Origin of the sequence: Paenibacillus sanguinis 2301083 = DSM 16941 (genome assembly GCF_000374825.1) — a bacterium.
Classification (GTDB): domain Bacteria; phylum Bacillota; class Bacilli; order Paenibacillales; family Paenibacillaceae; genus Fontibacillus; species Fontibacillus sanguinis.
In genome coordinates this window covers 14,831-32,541 of the sequence record NZ_KB895402.1, presented here as the reverse complement: position 1 = coordinate 32,541, position 17,711 = coordinate 14,831, and the positions used below count along the sequence as shown (strand labels likewise).

Genomic DNA, 17,711 nt, shown 5'->3' with positions numbered 1-17,711 from the left:
GTCTAAAGCATGAATCGGTTTCCTTCCCCGGTTCTTATGAACCAATCCTTGCGCTCCTCCCTCAGCGATGAACTTCTTCTTTAATCGAATGATCTGGCGTTCAGTCAGCCCTAGAGCCGCTGCTCCTTCCTTGTTCGTCATATGTCCCCCAAGAATTTTTTCCACCACAACTACCTTCTTTAATTCTGCTCTTGTCAATGTGAATGTCTCCTGTCCCATAGTGACATTATCTCAGAACAGTTATAGGGTGACATTATCACAGAAGAATAACAACCTCTGAATAATATGCTTGACATGGGCTATGAAGAAGTGCTACTATATCGTAGTGCGCGAGTGTGGATACACCCTGTGCTTTGGAGGACGGAATATGTCTAATGATAAAGGACTGAGAGACGCACCCATTAAGATCGGCACCAAGCAAACCATGCGAATGGTTGAACTTGGACGGGCCGAGGAAGTGTATGTAGCTGAAAATGCAGATCCGCGTCTTACATCGAAGATCGTCGCCTTATGCAACCAGCACGCTGTGAAGGTTACGTATGTAGACACGATGGCCAATCTCGGAGAAGCTTGCGGGATTGAAGTGGGAGCGGCGATGGTTGCGATTGTTAAGCCATAGCTGATAGAAACGTTTTTGCTGACAGAGGGGAAACTCTCGGGCAAGAACTTTTCCTTTGTTCTTTTATGAACCGCCTGGGTCTGTGGGCTTAATCAAGAGTTTTGTAAAGGATCATGAAATTTGAGGAAGGGGGTGGCAACAACATGCCAACTATTAACCAATTAGTACGCAAGGGACGCCAAGATAAGGTGTACAAATCCAAATCGCCAGCGTTGCAAAGAGGGTTTAACGCTCTGAAACGTGAGGCTACAGATTTGAGTTCTCCGCAAAAACGCGGTGTCTGCACTCGTGTGGGTACAATGACTCCTAAGAAACCAAACTCCGCACTTCGTAAATATGCCCGTGTTCGCTTGACGAACCGTGTAGAGGTGACGGCTTACATTCCGGGTATCGGTCATAACCTGCAAGAACACAGCGTTGTGCTGATTCGCGGTGGCCGGGTCAAAGACCTTCCGGGGGTGCGTTATCATATCGTACGCGGAGCTTTGGATACCGCTGGCGTTAACAACCGGATGCAAGCCCGTTCCAAATACGGCGCAAAACGTCCGAAAGCGAAGAAATCCTAAAATTGCTTAGGGTTTAGGAGCATGTTCAGTAAGGCGAAATGACTTGTTGAACTACTACTATTAGGTTTGAATTTGTACTGAAAGGGGGATAACTATGCCACGCAAAGGTCCAGTTACCAAGAGAGACGTATTGCCGGATCCGGTGTATAACAGCAAACTTGTTACTCGCCTGATCAACCGTATCATGCTTGATGGTAAACGCGGCGTTGCTCAAAGCATCCTTTACAATGCGTTCAAGTTGATTCAAGAACGTACGGGGAATGACCCAATGGAAGTATTTGAAGCAGCGATCAAGAATATCATGCCTGTACTAGAAGTTAAAGCTCGTCGTGTGGGCGGTGCCAACTACCAAGTTCCAATCGAGGTTAAGCCGGAAAGACGTACTGCTTTGGGATTACGTTGGCTTGTCAACTACTCCCGCAACCGCGGTGAGAAGACGATGGAAGAGCGTTTGGCTGCAGAGATTATCGATGCATCGAACAACACAGGCGCTTCCGTTAAAAAACGTGAAGACACGCACAAAATGGCGGAAGCAAACAAAGCGTTTGCTCACTATCGCTGGTAGGATCATATCCACAATCCAAAACTTCTATTTTGAAGGGAGACAGATTCATGGCAAGAGAGTTCTCCTTGAAAAATACACGTAATATCGGGATCATGGCGCATATTGACGCCGGAAAGACGACCACGACGGAACGTATCTTGTTCTACACAGGCCGTACGCACAAAATCGGTGAAGTTCACGAAGGTGCTGCGACAATGGACTGGATGGAACAAGAACAAGAGCGCGGGATTACCATTACTTCCGCTGCGACAACCGCTTCATGGAAAGGTCACCGCGTAAATATCATCGATACCCCGGGACACGTCGACTTCACCGTTGAAGTCGAACGTTCCCTTCGTGTATTGGACGGGGCTGTAGGCGTATTCAGTGCGAAAGAAGGCGTGGAGCCTCAGTCTGAAACCGTTTGGAGACAAGCGGACCGCTATGGCGTTCCTCGGATCGCTTATGTCAACAAAATGGATATCATCGGTGCTGATTACCTGAACGTTGTTAAAGATATGCGCGAACGTCTGCAAGCGAACGCAGTTGCAATCCAACTGCCGATCGGTGCGGAAAATGACTTTGTCGGTATTATCGACCTTGTTACACAAAAGGCGTATATTTATAAAGACGATTTGGGTCAAGACATCGAAGAAACTGAGATCCCTGCCAATTTGGCTGCAAAGGTTGAAGAACTTCGCGCTGAATTGATTGAGAAGGTTGCTGAGCTGGACGAAGATTTGACGATGAAATACCTCGAAGGCGAGGAAATCACCGTTGAAGAACTGAAGGCTGCGCTTCGCAAAGGTGTTTGTGAAGTTAAAATCTTCCCGGTCGTTTGTGGCTCATCATATCGTAACAAAGGGATTCAGCTTGTGCTGGATGCCGTTATCGATTATTTGCCAGCTCCAATCGACGTAGCAAGCATTCAAGGTCACCTGGAAGACGGTACTGAAGTAGAACGTCATTCCTCGGACGAAGAGCCGTTTGCTGCACTTGCTTTTAAAATCATGACCGACCCTTATGTCGGTAAATTGACATTCTTCCGCGTATATTCCGGTATTTTGCAATCCGGTTCGTATGTGTTGAATGCAACGAAGAACAAGCGCGAACGGATCGGCCGTATCCTGCAAATGCACGCCAATAGCCGCCAAGAAATCAGCGAAGTATACGCTGGTGACATTGCCGCTGCTGTAGGTTTGAAAGATACAGGTACAGGTGATACACTGTGTGATGAGAAGGCACCGGTTATTCTTGAATCGATGAACTTCCCTGATCCGGTTATCGAGATCGCAGTTGAGCCTAAGACGAAAGCCGACCAAGACAAAATGAGTGTGGCTCTCGGTAAATTGACAGAAGAAGACCCTACGCTTCGTGCTCATACAGATGAAGAAACGGGACAAACGATCCTTGCTGGTATGGGTGAGCTTCACTTGGATATCATCATCGACCGGATGCGCCGCGAATTCAAAGTAGATACGAATGTAGGTAAACCTCAAGTTGCTTACCGTGAAACGTTCAAGGCGGCTGCTCGCGTTGAGGGTAAATTTGTTCGTCAGTCCGGTGGTCGTGGTCAATACGGTCACGTCTGGGTTGAATTTGAACCTCTGGAGCCAGGTACAGGCAATCAGTTCGACAGCAAGATCGTCGGTGGTTCCGTACCAAGAGAGTATATTGCTCCTGCACAGCAAGGTATTGAAGAAGCTATGAAGAGCGGTGTTATCGCCGGATTCCCTCTGGTGGATGTCAAGGCTACTATCGTAGACGGTTCATACCATGATGTTGACTCCAGTGAAATGGCGTTTAAGATTGCTGGTTCCATGGCGCTTAAGGCAGCCAAGGATAAATGTCAGCCAGCCCTTCTTGAGCCGATCATGAAGGTTGAAGTAACGGTTCCGGAAGAATACATGGGTGATGTAATGGGTATGCTGAACTCCCGTCGCGGTAGAATCGAAGGTATGGATTCTCGTGGGGGCGCGCAAATCATTCGTGCCAAGGTACCTCTTTCCGAAATGTTCGGTTACTCGACTACGCTCCGTTCCGGTACGCAAGGACGCGGTGTATTCTCGATGGAACTTTCTCACTATGAAGAAGTTCCTAAGACAATCGCCGAAGAAATCGTATCCAAGAACAAAGGCGCAGAATAATTATTCGTTGTACTTGCTGATCGGAAGATCAACTCTTTCGATCAGTCAAACATAACAATCCATATTTTAAGGAGGAACTGTTTAAAATGGCAAAGGCTAAATACGAACGTACAAAACCGCATGTTAACATCGGTACAATTGGTCACGTCGACCATGGTAAAACAACTCTGACTGCAGCCATCACGACTGTATTGTCCACAACATATGGCGGTGCTGCTGTAGCATTCGACCAAATTGACAAAGCTCCAGAAGAACGCGAACGCGGGATCACAATCTCGACTTCCCACGTGGAATATGAAACTCCTAATCGTCACTATGCACACGTTGACTGCCCAGGGCACGCCGACTATGTTAAAAACATGATCACCGGCGCAGCTCAAATGGACGGTGCAATCCTGGTTGTATCCGCAGCTGACGGCCCAATGCCGCAAACTCGCGAGCACATCCTGTTGTCCCGTAACGTAGGCGTACCTTATATCGTGGTATTCCTGAACAAATGCGACATGGTTGAAGATGAAGAGTTGCTTGAACTGGTTGAAATGGAAGTTCGCGACTTGCTGAACGAATATGAGTTCCCTGGTGATGACACTCCTGTTATCCGTGGTTCCGCTCGTGAAGCGTTGCAAAATCCTACTGGCGACTGGGCTAAGAAAATCGTTGAGATGTTTGAAATCATCGACGAATACATTCCGCTTCCAGAGCGTCCAATTGACAAACCATTCTTGATGCCTGTCGAGGACGTATTCTCGATCACAGGTCGTGGTACAGTTGCTACTGGCCGTGTTGAACGCGGTACAGTTAAAGTCGGCGACGAAATCGAAATCGTGGGTATCCAAGAAGAAACTAAAAAATCCGTTGTTACCGGCGTTGAAATGTTCCGTAAATTGCTCGATTCCGCTGAAGCGGGCGACAACATCGGCGCATTGCTCCGCGGTGTTGACCGTAACCAAATCGAACGCGGTCAAGTATTGGCTAAACCAGCTTCCGTTAATCCGCATACTGAGTTTACAGCTCAAGTGTACGTATTGACAAAAGAAGAAGGTGGACGTCATAAGCCTTTCTTCACAGGTTACCGCCCACAGTTTTACTTCCGTACAACGGATGTAACAGGTATCATCAACCTGCCAGAAGGCACTGAGATGGTTATGCCTGGCGATAACATCGAAGTTACCGTGCAACTGATCTCCCCAATCGCGATCGAAGAAGGAACTCGCTTCTCCATTCGTGAAGGTGGCCGTACAGTTGGATCGGGTGCCGTTGTTACAATCAACAAATAATAAAGGCTTAACCGCCTGAATTAAAACAACCTCCCTTCAAGGGAGGTTGTTTTTTTTGAAAGTTGCATCCCAGGTTCCAAAAGCATTTCCAGATGTCTCCCGGTCAGGTGTATGAACCCCGATCATATTAGTTCTTTCTATAATAAATATCGCTATAAGCAATGATGAATTCTTTTGTAATTTCTGCTTGCATTGTTTCTGTGTTTTCTATATAATAATGAATGTTGTTCTGTGACGTTGCGATGATGCGAGAGGTTACTGACACACCCGGCCCCTTTGCCATGGGAGAGTGGTCAGAAAATTTTCGCGGAGTATGTCCGATACCAAATTGGGCGATAGAAGGAGGGACTAAAATGGCAAAGCAAAAAATTCGTATTCGTTTGAAAGCTTACGACCACAGAATTCTTGATCAATCCGCAGAGAAGATCGTTGAAACGGCAAAACGTTCAGGTGCTGGCGTATCTGGGCCGATTCCGTTGCCAACCGAGAAACAAATTATTACTGTTCTCCGTGCGGTACACAAGTACAAGGATTCCCGGGAACAATTCGAAATGCGGACGCACAAACGTCTAATCGATATTGTAAACCCAACTCCACAAACTGTGGATGCCTTGATGCGCTTGGATCTGCCGTCGGGTGTAGATATTGAAATCAAATTGTAATACCTACTATATGTAAGGTAATCAGGAAAGGAAAAGAGGTGTCAACATGAAAGGTATCTTAGGAAAAAAACTTGGAATGACTCAAGTATTTACTCCGGAAGGGAATGTCATTCCCGTAACGGTCATTGAGGCAAGCTCTAACGTGGTTCTGCAAAAGAAAGACCTGGAGAACGACGGTTATGAAGCCATCCAAATCGGTTATGCCGATAAAAAGGAATCTAGCTCAAACAAACCGGAAGTTGGGCATGCGAAGAAAGCAGGCGCAACACCTAAGCGCTACGTTCGTGAAATTCGCGGCATTGATTTGGCAGGATATGAAGTTGGCCAAGAGGTCAAGGTTGATATTTTTGCTGAGGGCGAATTTGTTGACGTAACGGGTGTTTCTAAAGGTAAAGGATTCCAAGGTGTTATCAAACGCTGGGGACAAAGTCGCGGCCCGATGGCTCACGGATCGCGTTACCATCGCAGACCTGGTTCCATGGGTTCTATCCAAGCGAACCGTGTTCCGAAAGGCAAACACCTTCCAGGACATATGGGTAGCGATACGGTTACGATCCAGGGTCTTGAGATTGTTCGCGTAGATGCTGAACGTAATGTGCTGCTGGTGAAGGGCTCCATTCCAGGAGCTAAAAATAGCTTCGTTAAAGTAAAAGAAACCATCAAGAAATAATTAGTCCTTAAGAAAGGAGGAACAAGAAATGCCAAAAGTAGCACTTTTCAATATTAGCGGTAGCCAGGTAGGCGAAGTTGAACTGAATGATGCTGTATTCGGAATTGAACCGAACACACATGTTCTGCATGAAGCTGTAGTTATGCAACGCGCTTCCCTGCGTTTTGGCACGCACAAAGTTAAAGGACGCTCGGAAGTTCGTGGCGGCGGACGTAAACCTTGGAAGCAAAAAGGTACAGGTCGTGCTCGTCAAGGCTCTATTCGCTCACCACAATGGGTAGGCGGCGGAACGGTTTTCGGACCAACTCCGCGCAGCTATTCTTACAAATTGCCTAAGAAAGTACGTCGTTTGGCGATTAAATCGGCCTTATCGTCGAAAGTAATCGATCAAGACATCATTGTATTGGATGCGCTCAGCCTGAACGCTCCAAAAACAAAAGAATTCGCAGCGATTTTGAACAACCTGAAAGTAGAGCGTAAAGCATTGATCGTAGCTCCTAGCTATGACGACAATGTGGCATTGTCTGCTCGTAATATTCCAGGTGTTAAATTTGTAGCGGCTGACGGCATTAATGTTCTTGACGTGTTAACACACGACAAACTGATCATTACGAAGGAAGCAGTTCAGAAGGTAGAGGAGGTGCTCGCGTAATGAAAGATCCTCGTGATATTATCAAACGCCCGGTGATTACGGAACGTACGGCTGAATACATGAACGACTTGAAATATGTTTTCGAAGTTGATATTCGTGCCAACAAGACCGAAATCAAGAAAGCTGTAGAAGCGATCTTTGGTGTTAAAGTGAGCAAAGTGAATACCCTGCGCGTTCCTGGGAAGCTGAAACGTTACGGACGCTACTCTGGTTACACTCCTGAGTGGAAAAAAGCGTTCGTTACTTTGACAGCCGACAGCAAACCGCTTGAGTTTTTTGAATCGGTATAAAATCTTTTAAAGTAAGGAGGGAAAACTCGTGCCAATTAAAAAGTACAAACCGACATCCCCGGCAAGACGCGCAATGAGCGTGTCGACGTTCGAAGAAATCACGACGAATGAGCCGGAAAAATCCTTGCTTGCTCCGCTGAGCAAAACAGCAGGGCGCAACAACCAAGGTAAAATTACTGTTCGTCACCATGGCGGCGGACATAAGCGTAAATATCGCATCATCGACTTCAAACGGAACAAAGATGGAATTCCAGGCCGCGTTGCTACGATCGAATACGATCCAAACCGGACCTCGAACATCGCTCTGATCCATTATGCCGATGGTGAAAAACGTTACATCATCGCTCCTAAGGGCTTGAAAGTGGGCGACACGGTCGAGTCTGGCGTGGGTTCCGACATCAAAATCGGTAATGCTCTGCCACTGGAGAACATTCCTGTGGGTACTGTGATTCACAACATTGAATTGAAGCCTGGCAAAGGCGGACAATTGGTTCGCGCTGCCGGTACTGAAGCTCAATTGTTGGGTAAAGAAGAAAAATACGTAACGATTCGCCTTTCTTCCGGGGAAGTTCGTAAGGTCCTGAAAGTTTGCCGCGCAACCATCGGTTCCGTAGGTAATGGTGATCATGAACTCGTGAAGATCGGTAAAGCAGGACGTAATCGTTGGCTCGGACAACGTCCGGAAGTTCGCGGTGTCGTCATGAACCCTAACGATCACCCTCACGGTGGTGGTGAAGGCCGTGCTCCAATCGGTCGTAAATCTCCGTTGTCTCCTTGGGGCAAACCGACCCTGGGTTACAAAACGCGTAAAAAGGGTAAAGCTTCTGATAAATATATCGTTCGCCGTCGTACGAAGTAATCCGCATCCTGCGGATCACTTCGCGGCATGAACGAATCTGTCTAACAAGCAGCGCAATGTGAAGGGAGGAAAAATGAATGAGTCGTAGTTTGAAAAAGGGCCCTTTTATCGACGGATATCTATTGAAGAAAGTTGAAGAAGCGAGCGCCTCGAACAAGAAGGTCGTGATCAAAACCTGGTCCCGTCGTTCCACAATCTACCCGCAATTCATCGGTCAAACGTTTGGCGTATATGACGGTCGCAAGCATGTTCCTGTGTATGTAACCGAGGATATGGTCGGTCATAAACTGGGCGAATTTGCTCCAACCCGTACGTACAAAGGTCATACGGACGATGATAAGAAAACGAGACGTTAAGTTCGATAAAGTTCTTTCGTTTGAGAGGAGGTAATACACATGGAAGCTAAAGCACATGCAAAATCTATTCGTATTGCTCCCCGCAAAGCTCAGCTCGTTATCGATCTGATCCGCGGCAAGCAAGTTGGCGATGCGATCGCGATTCTCCGCCATACTCCAAAGGCGGCTTCCCCGGTTGTGGAGAAGCTTTTGAACTCGGCGATTGCCAATGCAGAGCATAACTATTCTATGGATGTCAATAAATTGGTGATTACGCAAGCTTACGTAAACCAAGGTCCGACGATGAAGCGTTTCCGTCCACGGGCTATGGGACGTGCTAGCCGGATCAACAAACGCACCAGCCACATTACATTGGTGGTATCCGAAAAATAAGGAGGGAAAACGTGTGGGCCAAAAGGTAAATCCGGTCGGATTACGAGTAGGGATTATCCGTGATTGGGAATCCAAATGGTACGCAGGAAAAGATTTTGGTGATCTTTTGCTGGAAGACGTTAAAATTCGTGAACACCTGAAGACTAAATTGAAAGATTCCGCAGTATCTCGGATCGAAATCGAGAGAGCGGCTAATCGCGTGAACGTAACAATCCACACAGCCAAGCCGGGTATGGTTATCGGTAAAGGCGGTTCGGAAGTGGAAAACCTGCGGGGTGAAATTACCAAGATTGCAGGCGGCAAGAAAGTTCATATCAACATTTCAGAAATTAAACATCCTGATCTTGACGCAATTCTGGTTGCTGAAAGCATCGCACAACAATTGGAACGTCGCGTTTCTTTCCGTCGTGCGCTGAAACAAGCGATTCAAAGAACTATGCGTTCGGGAGCAAAAGGGATTAAGACAGCAGTCAGCGGTCGTCTCGGCGGTGCTGAAATTGCTCGTTCAGAAGGCTACAGTGAAGGAACTGTTCCACTTCATACGCTCCGCGCCGACATTGATTATGGTACGGCAGAAGCGCATACGACTTATGGTCGTATCGGCGTAAAAGTATGGATCTATCGTGGAGAGGTTCTTCCTACGGCTAAGAAACAACAAGCTGCTCAGGAAGGAGGCAACTAATCATGTTGGTACCAAAACGCGTAAAACACCGCAAGCAACAACGCGGTAATATGAGAGGCCAAGCCAAAGGCGGCACTGAACTCAACTTCGGTGAATATGGTCTGCAAGCTCTGGAACCTACTTGGATTACGAACCGTCAAATTGAAGCAGCGCGTATTGCAATGACGCGTTACATGAAACGTGGCGGTAAAGTATGGATTAAAATTTTCCCTGACAAGCCGATTACTCAAAAGCCTCTTGAAGTCCGGATGGGTAGCGGTAAGGGTAACGTAGAGAAATGGGTTGCCGTTGTTAAGCCAGGCAAAATTATGTTTGAGCTTTCTGGTGTATCCGAAGAAATCGCACGTGAAGCAATGCGTCTTGCTGCTCACAAACTGCCGATCAAAACGAAGTTTGTGAAACGTGAAGAATTGGGTGGTGAAGCAAATGAAAGCTAATGAACTTCGCAACTTAACCACTGCAGAAATCGAACAAAAAATCGCAGGCTTTAAAGAGGAACTCTTTAACCTCCGTTTTCAGTTGGCTACCGGCCAACTTGACAACCCGACTCGGATTCGCGATGTGCGTAAGGAAATAGCTCGTGCTAAAACCGTGATTCGTGAAAGAGAACTTGGAATTATCAGCTAAGAAGCGGTACTCGGATAAGAGAAACGCTTAAGTCCAGGAAGGAGGCTAACCATGAGCGAACGTAACAGCCGTAAAGTGCAAATTGGTAAAGTCGTCAGCGACAAGATGGACAAAACGATCGTTGTTGCTGTAGAAACCTATAAGAAACATAATTTGTACCACAAGCGCATTAAATACACGAAAAAATTTAAAGCGCATGATGAGAACAACACCGCGAAAATCGGAGATATCGTTAAAATCGCTGAAACTCGTCCGTTGTCTAAAGACAAACGCTGGAGACTCGTTGAAGTCGTTGAAGAAGCGGTTATCATCTAATAGTACGGTAGCTTAGACCGAAAGGAGGAAATATCCATGATTCAACCATTTACACGTTTGCATGTGGCTGACAACTCCGGCGCGAAGGAATTGATGTGTATCCGCGTTCTGGGCGGTACGGGTCGTCGCACGGCGCAAATCGGGGATTTGATCGTTTGTTCCGTCAAACAAGCAACACCAGGCGGCGTTGTCAAAAAAGGTGATGTAGTCAGAGCGGTTGTTGTTCGTACGAAGCGTTCGGTGCGTCGTAAAGACGGTTCTTACATCGCATTTGATGAGAATGCAGCGGTTGTTGTTAAAGAAGATAGAAGCCCACGCGGAACACGTATCTTCGGACCAGTTGCTCGTGAACTTCGCGATAAAGACTTTATGAAGATCGTTTCCTTGGCTCCGGAAGTTATCTAATAAAGCCCCTACCCCGAAATAACAGGAGGTGTAAAACAAGTGCCTAGACTGAAAAAGATTCTTGAATCTCATAACAATAAGCTGCATGTCAAGAAGGATGACACGGTGATCGTGATCTCCGGTAAAGACAAAGGCAAAAAAGGCCGCGTCATCGCCGCATATCCCCGCGAAAATCGCGTGCTTGTGGAAGGCGTAAATATGGTTAAGAAACACCAAAAGCCAAATCAGCTGAATCCACAAGGCGGCATCATTGAGAAAGAAGCTCCGATTCATGTTTCGAACGTAATGCATGTTGATCCGAAGAGCGGAAAAGTAACCCGTATTGGTTACAAAGTATTGGACAACGGCAAGAAGGTTCGTGTAGCTAAAAAATCCGGAGAAGTAATCGACTAATCCAGGAAGCAAAGAAAGGAGGTCCATGATTCATGGCAGCAAGATTAAAAGAACGCTTTTTGAACGAAGTAACACCTGCTTTGGTTCAAAAATTCAACTATACGACAGTTATGCAAGTGCCTAAGCTTGAAAAGGTAGTTATCAATATGGGTGTTGGTGAAGCCGTAGCAAACTCCAAAGTGCTTGATTCTGCAGTGAATGACATGCAACTGATCTCTGGTCAAAAGCCGGTAATCACGCGCGCTAAGAAATCCATTGCCGGTTTCAAACTTCGTGAGAACATGCCGATTGGTGTAAAGGTTACTCTTCGCGGTGACCGCATGTACTACTTCCTCGACAAACTGTTCAATGTTACGCTTCCGCGTGTCCGTGACTTCCACGGGGTATCGACGAAAGCATTCGACGGTCGTGGCAACTATACGCTGGGTCTGAAAGAACAACTGATTTTCCCTGAGATCGAATACGATCAAGTGGATAAAGTGCGCGGTATGGATATCGTCCTCGTAACTACAGCGAAGACAGATGAAGAATCCCGTGAGCTCTTGACAGCACTGGGTATGCCATTTGCAAAATAAAGAGTTAATTCTCCGAAACTATTTAGGAGGTGTCAGGCTAAGTGGCTAAAACTTCGATGAAAGTTAAACAACAACGTACGCCTAAATTCAAAGTGCGGGCTTACACTCGCTGCGAACGTTGTGGTCGTCCACATTCGGTATTGCAAAAATTCAAGATTTGCAGAATTTGCTTCCGTGAATTAGCTTATAAAGGCCAGATTCCTGGCGTGAAAAAAGCAAGCTGGTAATTAATCAACAACGGGAAGGAGGTTTACACGTATGACTATGTCAGATCCAATTGCAGATATGCTTACACGTATTCGCAACGCAAACACAGTTCGTCACGAAACAGTAGAGCTGCCTGCGTCCACGATCAAGAAACAAATCGCTGAAATCCTGAAGCGTGAAGGTTTCATCCGTGATGCGGAATATGTTGATGATAACAAACAAGGGCTCATTCGTATTTTCCTGAAATACGGCCCTAACAATGAACGCGTGATCACTGGACTTAAGAGAATCAGTAAACCAGGCCTTCGCGTGTACACGAAAAGTAATGAAGTTCCTCGTGTCCTCGGCGGCTTAGGTATTGCGATTATCTCCACTTCCAAGGGAGTCATGACCGACAAGGAAGCTCGTCAGTCCAAAGCTGGCGGCGAAGTTGTCTGCTACGTTTGGTAATTAACGTCTTATAACAAGGAGGTGCAATAAATGTCTCGTATTGGTCGCAAACCAATTACAGTACCAAGTGGCGTCACCGTCACACTCGATAATGCCGTGATTACAGTAAAAGGGCCGAAAGGCACTTTGACTCGTGAGCTTCATAAGGACATCAAGGTAGCACTTGAAGACAATGTGATTACCATTGACCGTCCTTCTGATAATAAATTGCATCGTTCTCTGCATGGTACTACTCGTTCCGTTGTGAACAACATGGTCAGCGGAGTAACAGAAGGCTTTACCAAAACGCTTGAACTGGTTGGGGTTGGATACCGTGCAAGCTTGGCCGGCAACAAACTCGTTCTGAACGTGGGTTACTCCCATCCGGTAGAAATCACTCCAGAAGCAGGTATTGAATTTGAAGTGCCTGTGAACACGAAGATCATCGTAAAAGGGATCAACAAAGAACGTGTAGGCGAATATGCCGCTAACATTCGTGCTGTTCGTGCACCTGAGCCATACAAAGGCAAAGGGATCAAGTATGAAGGCGAACGCATCATTCGCAAGGAAGGTAAGGCTGGTAAGAAGAAATAAACCTCTTCTTAACAGGCTTCACTTTTCTTTCGTCTTAACATGAAACGTGCATATCGGTAAACCGAAGGGAGTGAAATCGAAGTCATGATTACAAAAGGTGATAAGAACAAAGCTCGTCTGAAAAGACATCTGCGTGTACGGAGAAAAATCCAAGGAACGGCAGCTCGTCCAAGACTGAACGTATACCGTTCTTCCAAACATATCTATGCACAATTGATCGATGACGTAGCAGGCGTAACGCTGGCTAGCGCTTCGACCGTTGATAAAGAATTGAGCAGCACCATCGGCAACGGCGGTAATGTGGAATCGGCTCGCAAAGTTGGCGAAATGATCGCAAAACGTGCTCAAGAGCAAGGTCACAAGAATGTTGTATTTGACCGTGGGGGATATCTGTACCATGGACGTATTCAGGCACTCGCTGACGCAGCCCGCGAAGCAGGCCTGGAATTCTAAAATATTCATTAAAAGGAGGTTAACGACTTGCGTGTAGATCCGAATACTTTAGAACTGACTGAAAGAGTTGTAAATATTAACCGCGTAGCTAAAGTAGTTAAAGGCGGACGTCGTTTTAGCTTCAGCGCGCTGGTCGTTGTCGGCGATGGCAACGGTTGGGTTGGCGCCGGTATCGGCAAAGCAGGCGAAGTTCCTGATGCGATTCGCAAAGGAATTGAAGATGCAAAGAAAAATCTTGTACATGTTCCACTCGTGGGAACTTCGATCCCTCACCAAGTAGTCGGACATTTCGGAGCTGGCCGTGTGCTGTTGAAACCAGCATCGGAAGGTACCGGGGTTATCGCCGGCGGTCCGGTTCGTGCTGTGCTTGAGCTTGCTGGTGTGGGCGACATTTTGACAAAATCTTTAGGTTCTTCGAATTCCATCAACATGGTCAACGCGACTTTGGAGGGCTTGTCCCGTCTGAAACGCGCTGAAGATGTTGCGAAATTACGCGGTAAATCCGTCGAAGAACTTCTCGGTTAAGGAGGGAATCTCATGGCTAAACTGCAAATTACCCTCGTGCGTAGTTTGATCGGTCGTCCGGAGAACCAACGTACTACCGTTAAAACTTTGGGACTTCGCAAAATCAACCAATCCGTAGTTCATAATGACAACCCGGCCATTCGCGGCATGGTTAATCAAGTGAGCCACTTGGTTTCGGTTCAAGAAATCGAAGGTTAAGGTTTTGAAAGTTTTTTAAGTGCCAACAATAAATAAGGAGGTGCAACGAACGATGAAGTTACATGAGCTTTCCCCAGCACCTGGCTCCCGTCACGAACGCAAACGCGTGGGTCGCGGTACAGGTAGCGGCATGGGTAAAACATCTACACGTGGTCACAAAGGTCAAAACGCTCGTTCCGGCGGTGGTGTGCGTCCGGGCTTCGAAGGCGGGCAGAACCCGCTATATCGTCGCTTGCCAAAACGCGGGTTTGTTAATCCAACGCGGAAAGAGTATGCGATTTTGAACATCGAGGATTTAAACAACTTTGCGGCGGATACAGAAGTTACTCCTGAACTGTTGTTTGAACAAGGAATCGTGAAAGACGCGAAAAGCGGCATCAAGATCCTGGGCAACGGCGAAATTACTGTTAAATTGACAGTTAAAGCGAATAAGTTCTCTCAATCTGCGGTAGAGAAAATCGAGGCTGCCGGCGGTAAAACCGAGGTGATCTAATGTTTAAAACCATTAAGAACATATGGCACGTTCAAGATCTGCGCCAGCGTATCCTATTTACGTTGTTTGTCTTTCTCATCTACCGGATCGGTTCCTTCGTTCCGGTACCGGGTGTGAACAAAGATGTCTTTGAAGCAACTAACAACACAGCAGGAAGCGACTTGCTAGGTTTCTTGAATACCTTCTCGGGGGGCGCGCTTGCGAATTTCTCCATTTTCGCTCTCGGGATTATGCCTTATATCACGGCTTCCATTATCGTGCAGCTCTTGTCGATGGACGTTATTCCAAAGTTCGCGGAATGGGCCAAGCAAGGGGAGCATGGTAAGAAAAAGATGGCTCAGGTGACTCGTTACGGTACGGTCATCCTGGCGATCATTCAAGCCTTTGCAACATCGATTGGCTTCAACCGTTTGTACGGCACCGAGATGGTACCCAATGCAACGTTTGCGGACTATCTTGTCATCGCTATTGTATTGACCGCTGGTACATCGTTCTTGATGTGGCTGGGCGAGCAAATTACGGATAAGGGAATCGGCAACGGGATTTCGCTGATTATCTTTGCCGGGATTATTGCTTCGTTCCCGACGCATATTACGACAATTGCTCAATCCGAGTTCATCGTAGATGGTCAAAACTTCATGAATGTGATTAAATCCGTTGCGATCCTGCTCGTTTGTGTACTGATTGTGATTGGCGTAATTTACGTCCAACAAGCCATTCGGAAGATCCCGGTGCAATATGCAAAACGCGTGGTAGGCAACAAAATGTATGGCGGGCAGAATACTCATATTCCGCTCAAAATTAATGCAGCCGGCGTTATTCCGGTTATTTTCGCGGTTTCCTTGCTGCAATTCCCTGTCGTTATCGCCAGCTTCTGGTCGACACACGGCTGGGCGCAATGGATCAGCAATAACCTCTCTACTAACCGTCCTCTGGGTATGGTGCTTTATGTGGTCATGATCATTGGCTTTACGTTCTTCTATACCTTCGTACAGATGAACCCACAGCAAATGGCTGAAAACATGAAGAAAAATGGTGGATATATTCCGGGGATTCGCCCGGGGAAAACGACGGAAACCTATCTCACTCGGGTCCTGACCCGTCTGACGATGACCGGCGCGTTGTTCCTTGCCGCAATTTCCATCCTTCCTATGGGATTGGGAGCCTTGGCAGGACTGCCGCGCACGGTGTTGATCGGCGGTACTTCAATCCTGATCGTTATCGGTGTTGCGCTGGATACGATGAAGACCATTGAAGGCCAATTGATCAAACGTCACTATAAAGGTTTTATCAATAAATAGTCGGTAGGTACCAGGAGCGGGCTGTTCAATCGGCCTTGCCTGGCACCTAACTGCGCTATTTCTTGTTATAGAGGAGTCTTGGAGGGAGCGTAAGACATGAACCTTTTATTCATGGGACCTCCCGGAGCAGGAAAGGGAACACAAGCCGAGGTCATCGTTAACGAATTCGGTATTCCTCATATCTCTACCGGCGACGCATTTCGCCTGGCTATCAAACAGGAAACACCAGTGGGGATGAAAGCGAAGGAATATATGGACCAGGGACTTCTGGTACCTGATGATGTGACAGTAGGGATCGTACGCGAACGCTTGCAGCAGCCCGATTGCGAAAAAGGTTTTTTATTGGACGGTTTTCCAAGAACTCTTTCGCAAGCGGAATCGCTGGAGGAGTTGCTTCAAGGTCTGGGTCGCAAGCTAGATCATGTCATCAACTTGAAAGTGGACCGGAACAAGCTGTTAGCACGGCTGACCGGACGTCGGATCTGTAAATCCTGCGGTGCCACTTATCATGTGATCTTTAATCCTCCGGGTCAGGAAGGGATTTGTGATAAATGCGGCGGCGAGCTCTACCAGCGTTCTGATGATAATGAAGAGAGCGTAGGCACTCGTTTGGACGAATATATCAACAAAACCGCACCGCTTTTGAAGTTTTACGAAGAAAAAGGCCTGTTGCGCGAAATTAATGGCGAACAGGAAATCGATATGGTTTCGAAAGAAGTCATATCATTACTGCGAGGTTAGGTGTAATGATCATTTGTAAATCCGAAACGGAACTGGGCTTTATGAGAGAAGCGGGGCGGATCGTTGCGGAAACGCACAGGCTTATGGCGCAATCGATTAAGCCAGGAATTACGACGGGGGAACTCGATCAACTCGCCGACAAGTATATTCGCAGTCAGGGCGCTGTACCGTCCTTTAAGGACTACAACGGTTTTCCTTATAGCATTTGCGCTTCGGTCAACGAAGAATTGGTACACGGTTTTCCTGGCAAACGTAAATTGAACGAGGGCGATATCATTACACTGGATATCGGCGCAGAGTACCGCGGTTTCCACGGCGACTCAGCGTGGACTTATCCGGTCGGTGAGATTTCGGAGGAAGCCAAGAAACTGCTGGAAGTCACCGAAGGATCGCTGTATGCGGGCCTTGCACTCGTTAAGCCGGACGTCCGGTTGTTCACGATTTCGCATGCGATTCAACAGTTTATTGAAGCTGCCGGATTCTCGGTGGTTCGGGAATATGTCGGACACGGCGTTGGCTCGGACCTGCACGAGGAACCGCAAATTCCCAACTACGGTTTGCCTGATCGGGGACCACGGCTTAAGCCGGGGATGGTCCTGGCCATTGAACCGATGGTTAACGCAGGGAAACGATATGTCAAAACGTTGGAAGACAACTGGACAGTGGTGACGGTAGATGGCTCATTATGCGCTCACTTTGAGCATACGGTAGCCGTGACGCCGGACGGTATGGAAATTTTCACAAAGCTGGATGCGTAGG

30 protein-coding genes are annotated in these 17,711 nt (G+C 47.2%); 29 read left to right on the top strand and 1 reads right to left on the bottom strand.

The genetic code is table 11. The features are described 5' to 3' along the window. Nucleotides 1–198 (bottom strand): helix-turn-helix domain-containing protein (locus C557_RS0121920; RefSeq protein ID WP_018754000.1); only part of this gene is annotated, 198 nt, incomplete at its 3' end. A gap of 169 nt (nucleotides 199–367) precedes the next feature. On the opposite strand from C557_RS0121920, the gene C557_RS0121915 reads away from it, so the two are divergent. The 29 genes from C557_RS0121915 to map all read left to right on the top strand — a co-directional run bounded on the left by C557_RS0121915 (nucleotide 368) and on the right by map (nucleotide 17,710). Then, entirely contained in the window at nucleotides 368–619 is a 252-nt protein-coding gene (locus C557_RS0121915; RefSeq protein ID WP_018753999.1) for a ribosomal L7Ae/L30e/S12e/Gadd45 family protein, read from the top strand. A gap of 143 nt (nucleotides 620–762) precedes the next feature. Continuing rightward, a complete protein-coding gene (gene rpsL / locus C557_RS0121910; protein WP_018753998.1) occupies nucleotides 763–1,185 on the top strand; it encodes a 30S ribosomal protein S12 in 423 nt (140 codons plus the stop codon). 94 nt (nucleotides 1,186–1,279) lie between these two features. Continuing rightward, nucleotides 1,280–1,750 carry a 30S ribosomal protein S7 gene (gene rpsG, locus C557_RS0121905; protein ID WP_018753997.1) on the top strand — a complete coding sequence of 157 codons (471 nt, stop codon included), beginning with the start codon at nucleotides 1,280–1,282 and terminating at the stop codon, nucleotides 1,748–1,750. 47 nt (nucleotides 1,751–1,797) lie between these two features. Then, entirely contained in the window at nucleotides 1,798–3,876 is a 2,079-nt protein-coding gene (gene fusA / locus C557_RS0121900; protein ID WP_018753996.1) for an elongation factor G, read from the top strand. Between the two features lie 86 nt (nucleotides 3,877–3,962). Then, complete coding sequence (tuf, locus tag C557_RS0121895; RefSeq protein WP_018753995.1) at nucleotides 3,963–5,153, top strand: elongation factor Tu; 1,191 nt, start codon at nucleotides 3,963–3,965, stop codon at nucleotides 5,151–5,153. Nucleotides 5,154–5,506: 353 nt separating this feature from the next. Then, the gene (gene rpsJ, locus C557_RS0121890) at nucleotides 5,507–5,815 is read left to right on the top strand and encodes a 30S ribosomal protein S10 (protein ID WP_006037947.1); all 309 of its coding nucleotides are present in this window, start codon (nucleotides 5,507–5,509) and stop codon (nucleotides 5,813–5,815) included. Between the two features lie 46 nt (nucleotides 5,816–5,861). Then, complete coding sequence (gene rplC, locus C557_RS0121885) at nucleotides 5,862–6,485, top strand: 50S ribosomal protein L3 (protein WP_018753994.1); 624 nt, start codon at nucleotides 5,862–5,864, stop codon at nucleotides 6,483–6,485. Nucleotides 6,486–6,513: 28 nt separating this feature from the next. Then, nucleotides 6,514–7,137, top strand: coding sequence for a 50S ribosomal protein L4 (rplD, locus tag C557_RS0121880; RefSeq protein ID WP_018753993.1), 624 nt, complete (start codon nucleotides 6,514–6,516; stop codon nucleotides 7,135–7,137). Beyond that, entirely contained in the window at nucleotides 7,137–7,427 is a 291-nt protein-coding gene (rplW, locus tag C557_RS0121875; protein ID WP_018753992.1) for a 50S ribosomal protein L23, read from the top strand. Before rplD ends, rplW begins: the two co-directional genes overlap by 1 nt. Nucleotides 7,428–7,455: 28 nt before the next feature. After that, the gene (gene rplB, locus C557_RS0121870; protein ID WP_018753991.1) at nucleotides 7,456–8,286 is read left to right on the top strand and encodes a 50S ribosomal protein L2; all 831 of its coding nucleotides are present in this window, start codon (nucleotides 7,456–7,458) and stop codon (nucleotides 8,284–8,286) included. 77 nt (nucleotides 8,287–8,363) lie between these two features. After that, entirely contained in the window at nucleotides 8,364–8,642 is a 279-nt protein-coding gene (gene rpsS / locus C557_RS0121865) for a 30S ribosomal protein S19 (RefSeq protein ID WP_018753990.1), read from the top strand. Between the two features lie 39 nt (nucleotides 8,643–8,681). Continuing rightward, a complete protein-coding gene (rplV, locus tag C557_RS0121860; protein ID WP_018753989.1) occupies nucleotides 8,682–9,014 on the top strand; it encodes a 50S ribosomal protein L22 in 333 nt (110 codons plus the stop codon). 13 nt (nucleotides 9,015–9,027) lie between these two features. After that, the gene (gene rpsC / locus C557_RS0121855; RefSeq protein WP_018753988.1) at nucleotides 9,028–9,696 is read left to right on the top strand and encodes a 30S ribosomal protein S3; all 669 of its coding nucleotides are present in this window, start codon (nucleotides 9,028–9,030) and stop codon (nucleotides 9,694–9,696) included. A 2-nt stretch (nucleotides 9,697–9,698) separates the two neighbouring features. Beyond that, nucleotides 9,699–10,133, top strand: coding sequence for a 50S ribosomal protein L16 (rplP, locus tag C557_RS0121850; protein ID WP_018753987.1), 435 nt, complete (start codon nucleotides 9,699–9,701; stop codon nucleotides 10,131–10,133). Beyond that, nucleotides 10,123–10,323, top strand: a complete 201-nt coding sequence (gene rpmC, locus C557_RS0121845; RefSeq protein WP_018753986.1) for a 50S ribosomal protein L29 — start codon at nucleotides 10,123–10,125, stop codon at nucleotides 10,321–10,323. The genes rplP and rpmC overlap by 11 nt, the downstream gene beginning before the upstream one ends. Nucleotides 10,324–10,374: 51 nt before the next feature. Beyond that, nucleotides 10,375–10,638: a 30S ribosomal protein S17 gene (gene rpsQ, locus C557_RS0121840; RefSeq protein ID WP_018753985.1), complete on the top strand. Its 264-nt coding sequence runs from the start codon at nucleotides 10,375–10,377 to the stop codon at nucleotides 10,636–10,638. Between the two features lie 36 nt (nucleotides 10,639–10,674). Beyond that, nucleotides 10,675–11,043 (top strand): 50S ribosomal protein L14, encoded by a 369-nt coding sequence (rplN, locus tag C557_RS0121835; RefSeq protein WP_018753984.1) that lies wholly within the window; start codon nucleotides 10,675–10,677, stop codon nucleotides 11,041–11,043. A 39-nt stretch (nucleotides 11,044–11,082) separates the two neighbouring features. Further along, nucleotides 11,083–11,436, top strand: a complete 354-nt coding sequence (gene rplX / locus C557_RS0121830) for a 50S ribosomal protein L24 (RefSeq protein ID WP_018753983.1) — start codon at nucleotides 11,083–11,085, stop codon at nucleotides 11,434–11,436. A 32-nt stretch (nucleotides 11,437–11,468) separates the two neighbouring features. Continuing rightward, nucleotides 11,469–12,011: a 50S ribosomal protein L5 gene (gene rplE / locus C557_RS0121825; RefSeq protein WP_018753982.1), complete on the top strand. Its 543-nt coding sequence runs from the start codon at nucleotides 11,469–11,471 to the stop codon at nucleotides 12,009–12,011. A 41-nt stretch (nucleotides 12,012–12,052) separates the two neighbouring features. Then, nucleotides 12,053–12,238, top strand: coding sequence for a type Z 30S ribosomal protein S14 (locus C557_RS24645; RefSeq protein WP_013312154.1), 186 nt, complete (start codon nucleotides 12,053–12,055; stop codon nucleotides 12,236–12,238). A 31-nt stretch (nucleotides 12,239–12,269) separates the two neighbouring features. Continuing rightward, a complete protein-coding gene (rpsH, locus tag C557_RS0121820; RefSeq protein WP_018753981.1) occupies nucleotides 12,270–12,668 on the top strand; it encodes a 30S ribosomal protein S8 in 399 nt (132 codons plus the stop codon). Between the two features lie 30 nt (nucleotides 12,669–12,698). Continuing rightward, the gene (gene rplF / locus C557_RS0121815; RefSeq protein WP_018753980.1) at nucleotides 12,699–13,241 is read left to right on the top strand and encodes a 50S ribosomal protein L6; all 543 of its coding nucleotides are present in this window, start codon (nucleotides 12,699–12,701) and stop codon (nucleotides 13,239–13,241) included. An 84-nt stretch (nucleotides 13,242–13,325) separates the two neighbouring features. Continuing rightward, complete coding sequence (gene rplR / locus C557_RS0121810) at nucleotides 13,326–13,694, top strand: 50S ribosomal protein L18 (RefSeq protein ID WP_018753979.1); 369 nt, start codon at nucleotides 13,326–13,328, stop codon at nucleotides 13,692–13,694. A gap of 27 nt (nucleotides 13,695–13,721) precedes the next feature. Then, a complete protein-coding gene (rpsE, locus tag C557_RS0121805) occupies nucleotides 13,722–14,219 on the top strand; it encodes a 30S ribosomal protein S5 (RefSeq protein ID WP_018753978.1) in 498 nt (165 codons plus the stop codon). A gap of 12 nt (nucleotides 14,220–14,231) precedes the next feature. After that, nucleotides 14,232–14,417 (top strand): 50S ribosomal protein L30, encoded by a 186-nt coding sequence (rpmD, locus tag C557_RS0121800; RefSeq protein ID WP_018753977.1) that lies wholly within the window; start codon nucleotides 14,232–14,234, stop codon nucleotides 14,415–14,417. Nucleotides 14,418–14,469: 52 nt separating this feature from the next. Continuing rightward, nucleotides 14,470–14,910, top strand: a complete 441-nt coding sequence (gene rplO, locus C557_RS0121795) for a 50S ribosomal protein L15 (RefSeq protein ID WP_018753976.1) — start codon at nucleotides 14,470–14,472, stop codon at nucleotides 14,908–14,910. After that, nucleotides 14,910–16,211 carry a preprotein translocase subunit SecY gene (gene secY, locus C557_RS0121790; protein WP_018753975.1) on the top strand — a complete coding sequence of 434 codons (1,302 nt, stop codon included), beginning with the start codon at nucleotides 14,910–14,912 and terminating at the stop codon, nucleotides 16,209–16,211. Before rplO ends, secY begins: the two co-directional genes overlap by 1 nt. A 96-nt stretch (nucleotides 16,212–16,307) precedes the next feature. After that, nucleotides 16,308–16,952 carry an adenylate kinase gene (locus tag C557_RS0121785; protein ID WP_018753974.1) on the top strand — a complete coding sequence of 215 codons (645 nt, stop codon included), beginning with the start codon at nucleotides 16,308–16,310 and terminating at the stop codon, nucleotides 16,950–16,952. A gap of 5 nt (nucleotides 16,953–16,957) precedes the next feature. Beyond that, the gene (gene map, locus C557_RS0121780) at nucleotides 16,958–17,710 is read left to right on the top strand and encodes a type I methionyl aminopeptidase (RefSeq protein ID WP_018753973.1); all 753 of its coding nucleotides are present in this window, start codon (nucleotides 16,958–16,960) and stop codon (nucleotides 17,708–17,710) included. Nucleotide 17,711: the final 1 nt, after the last annotated feature.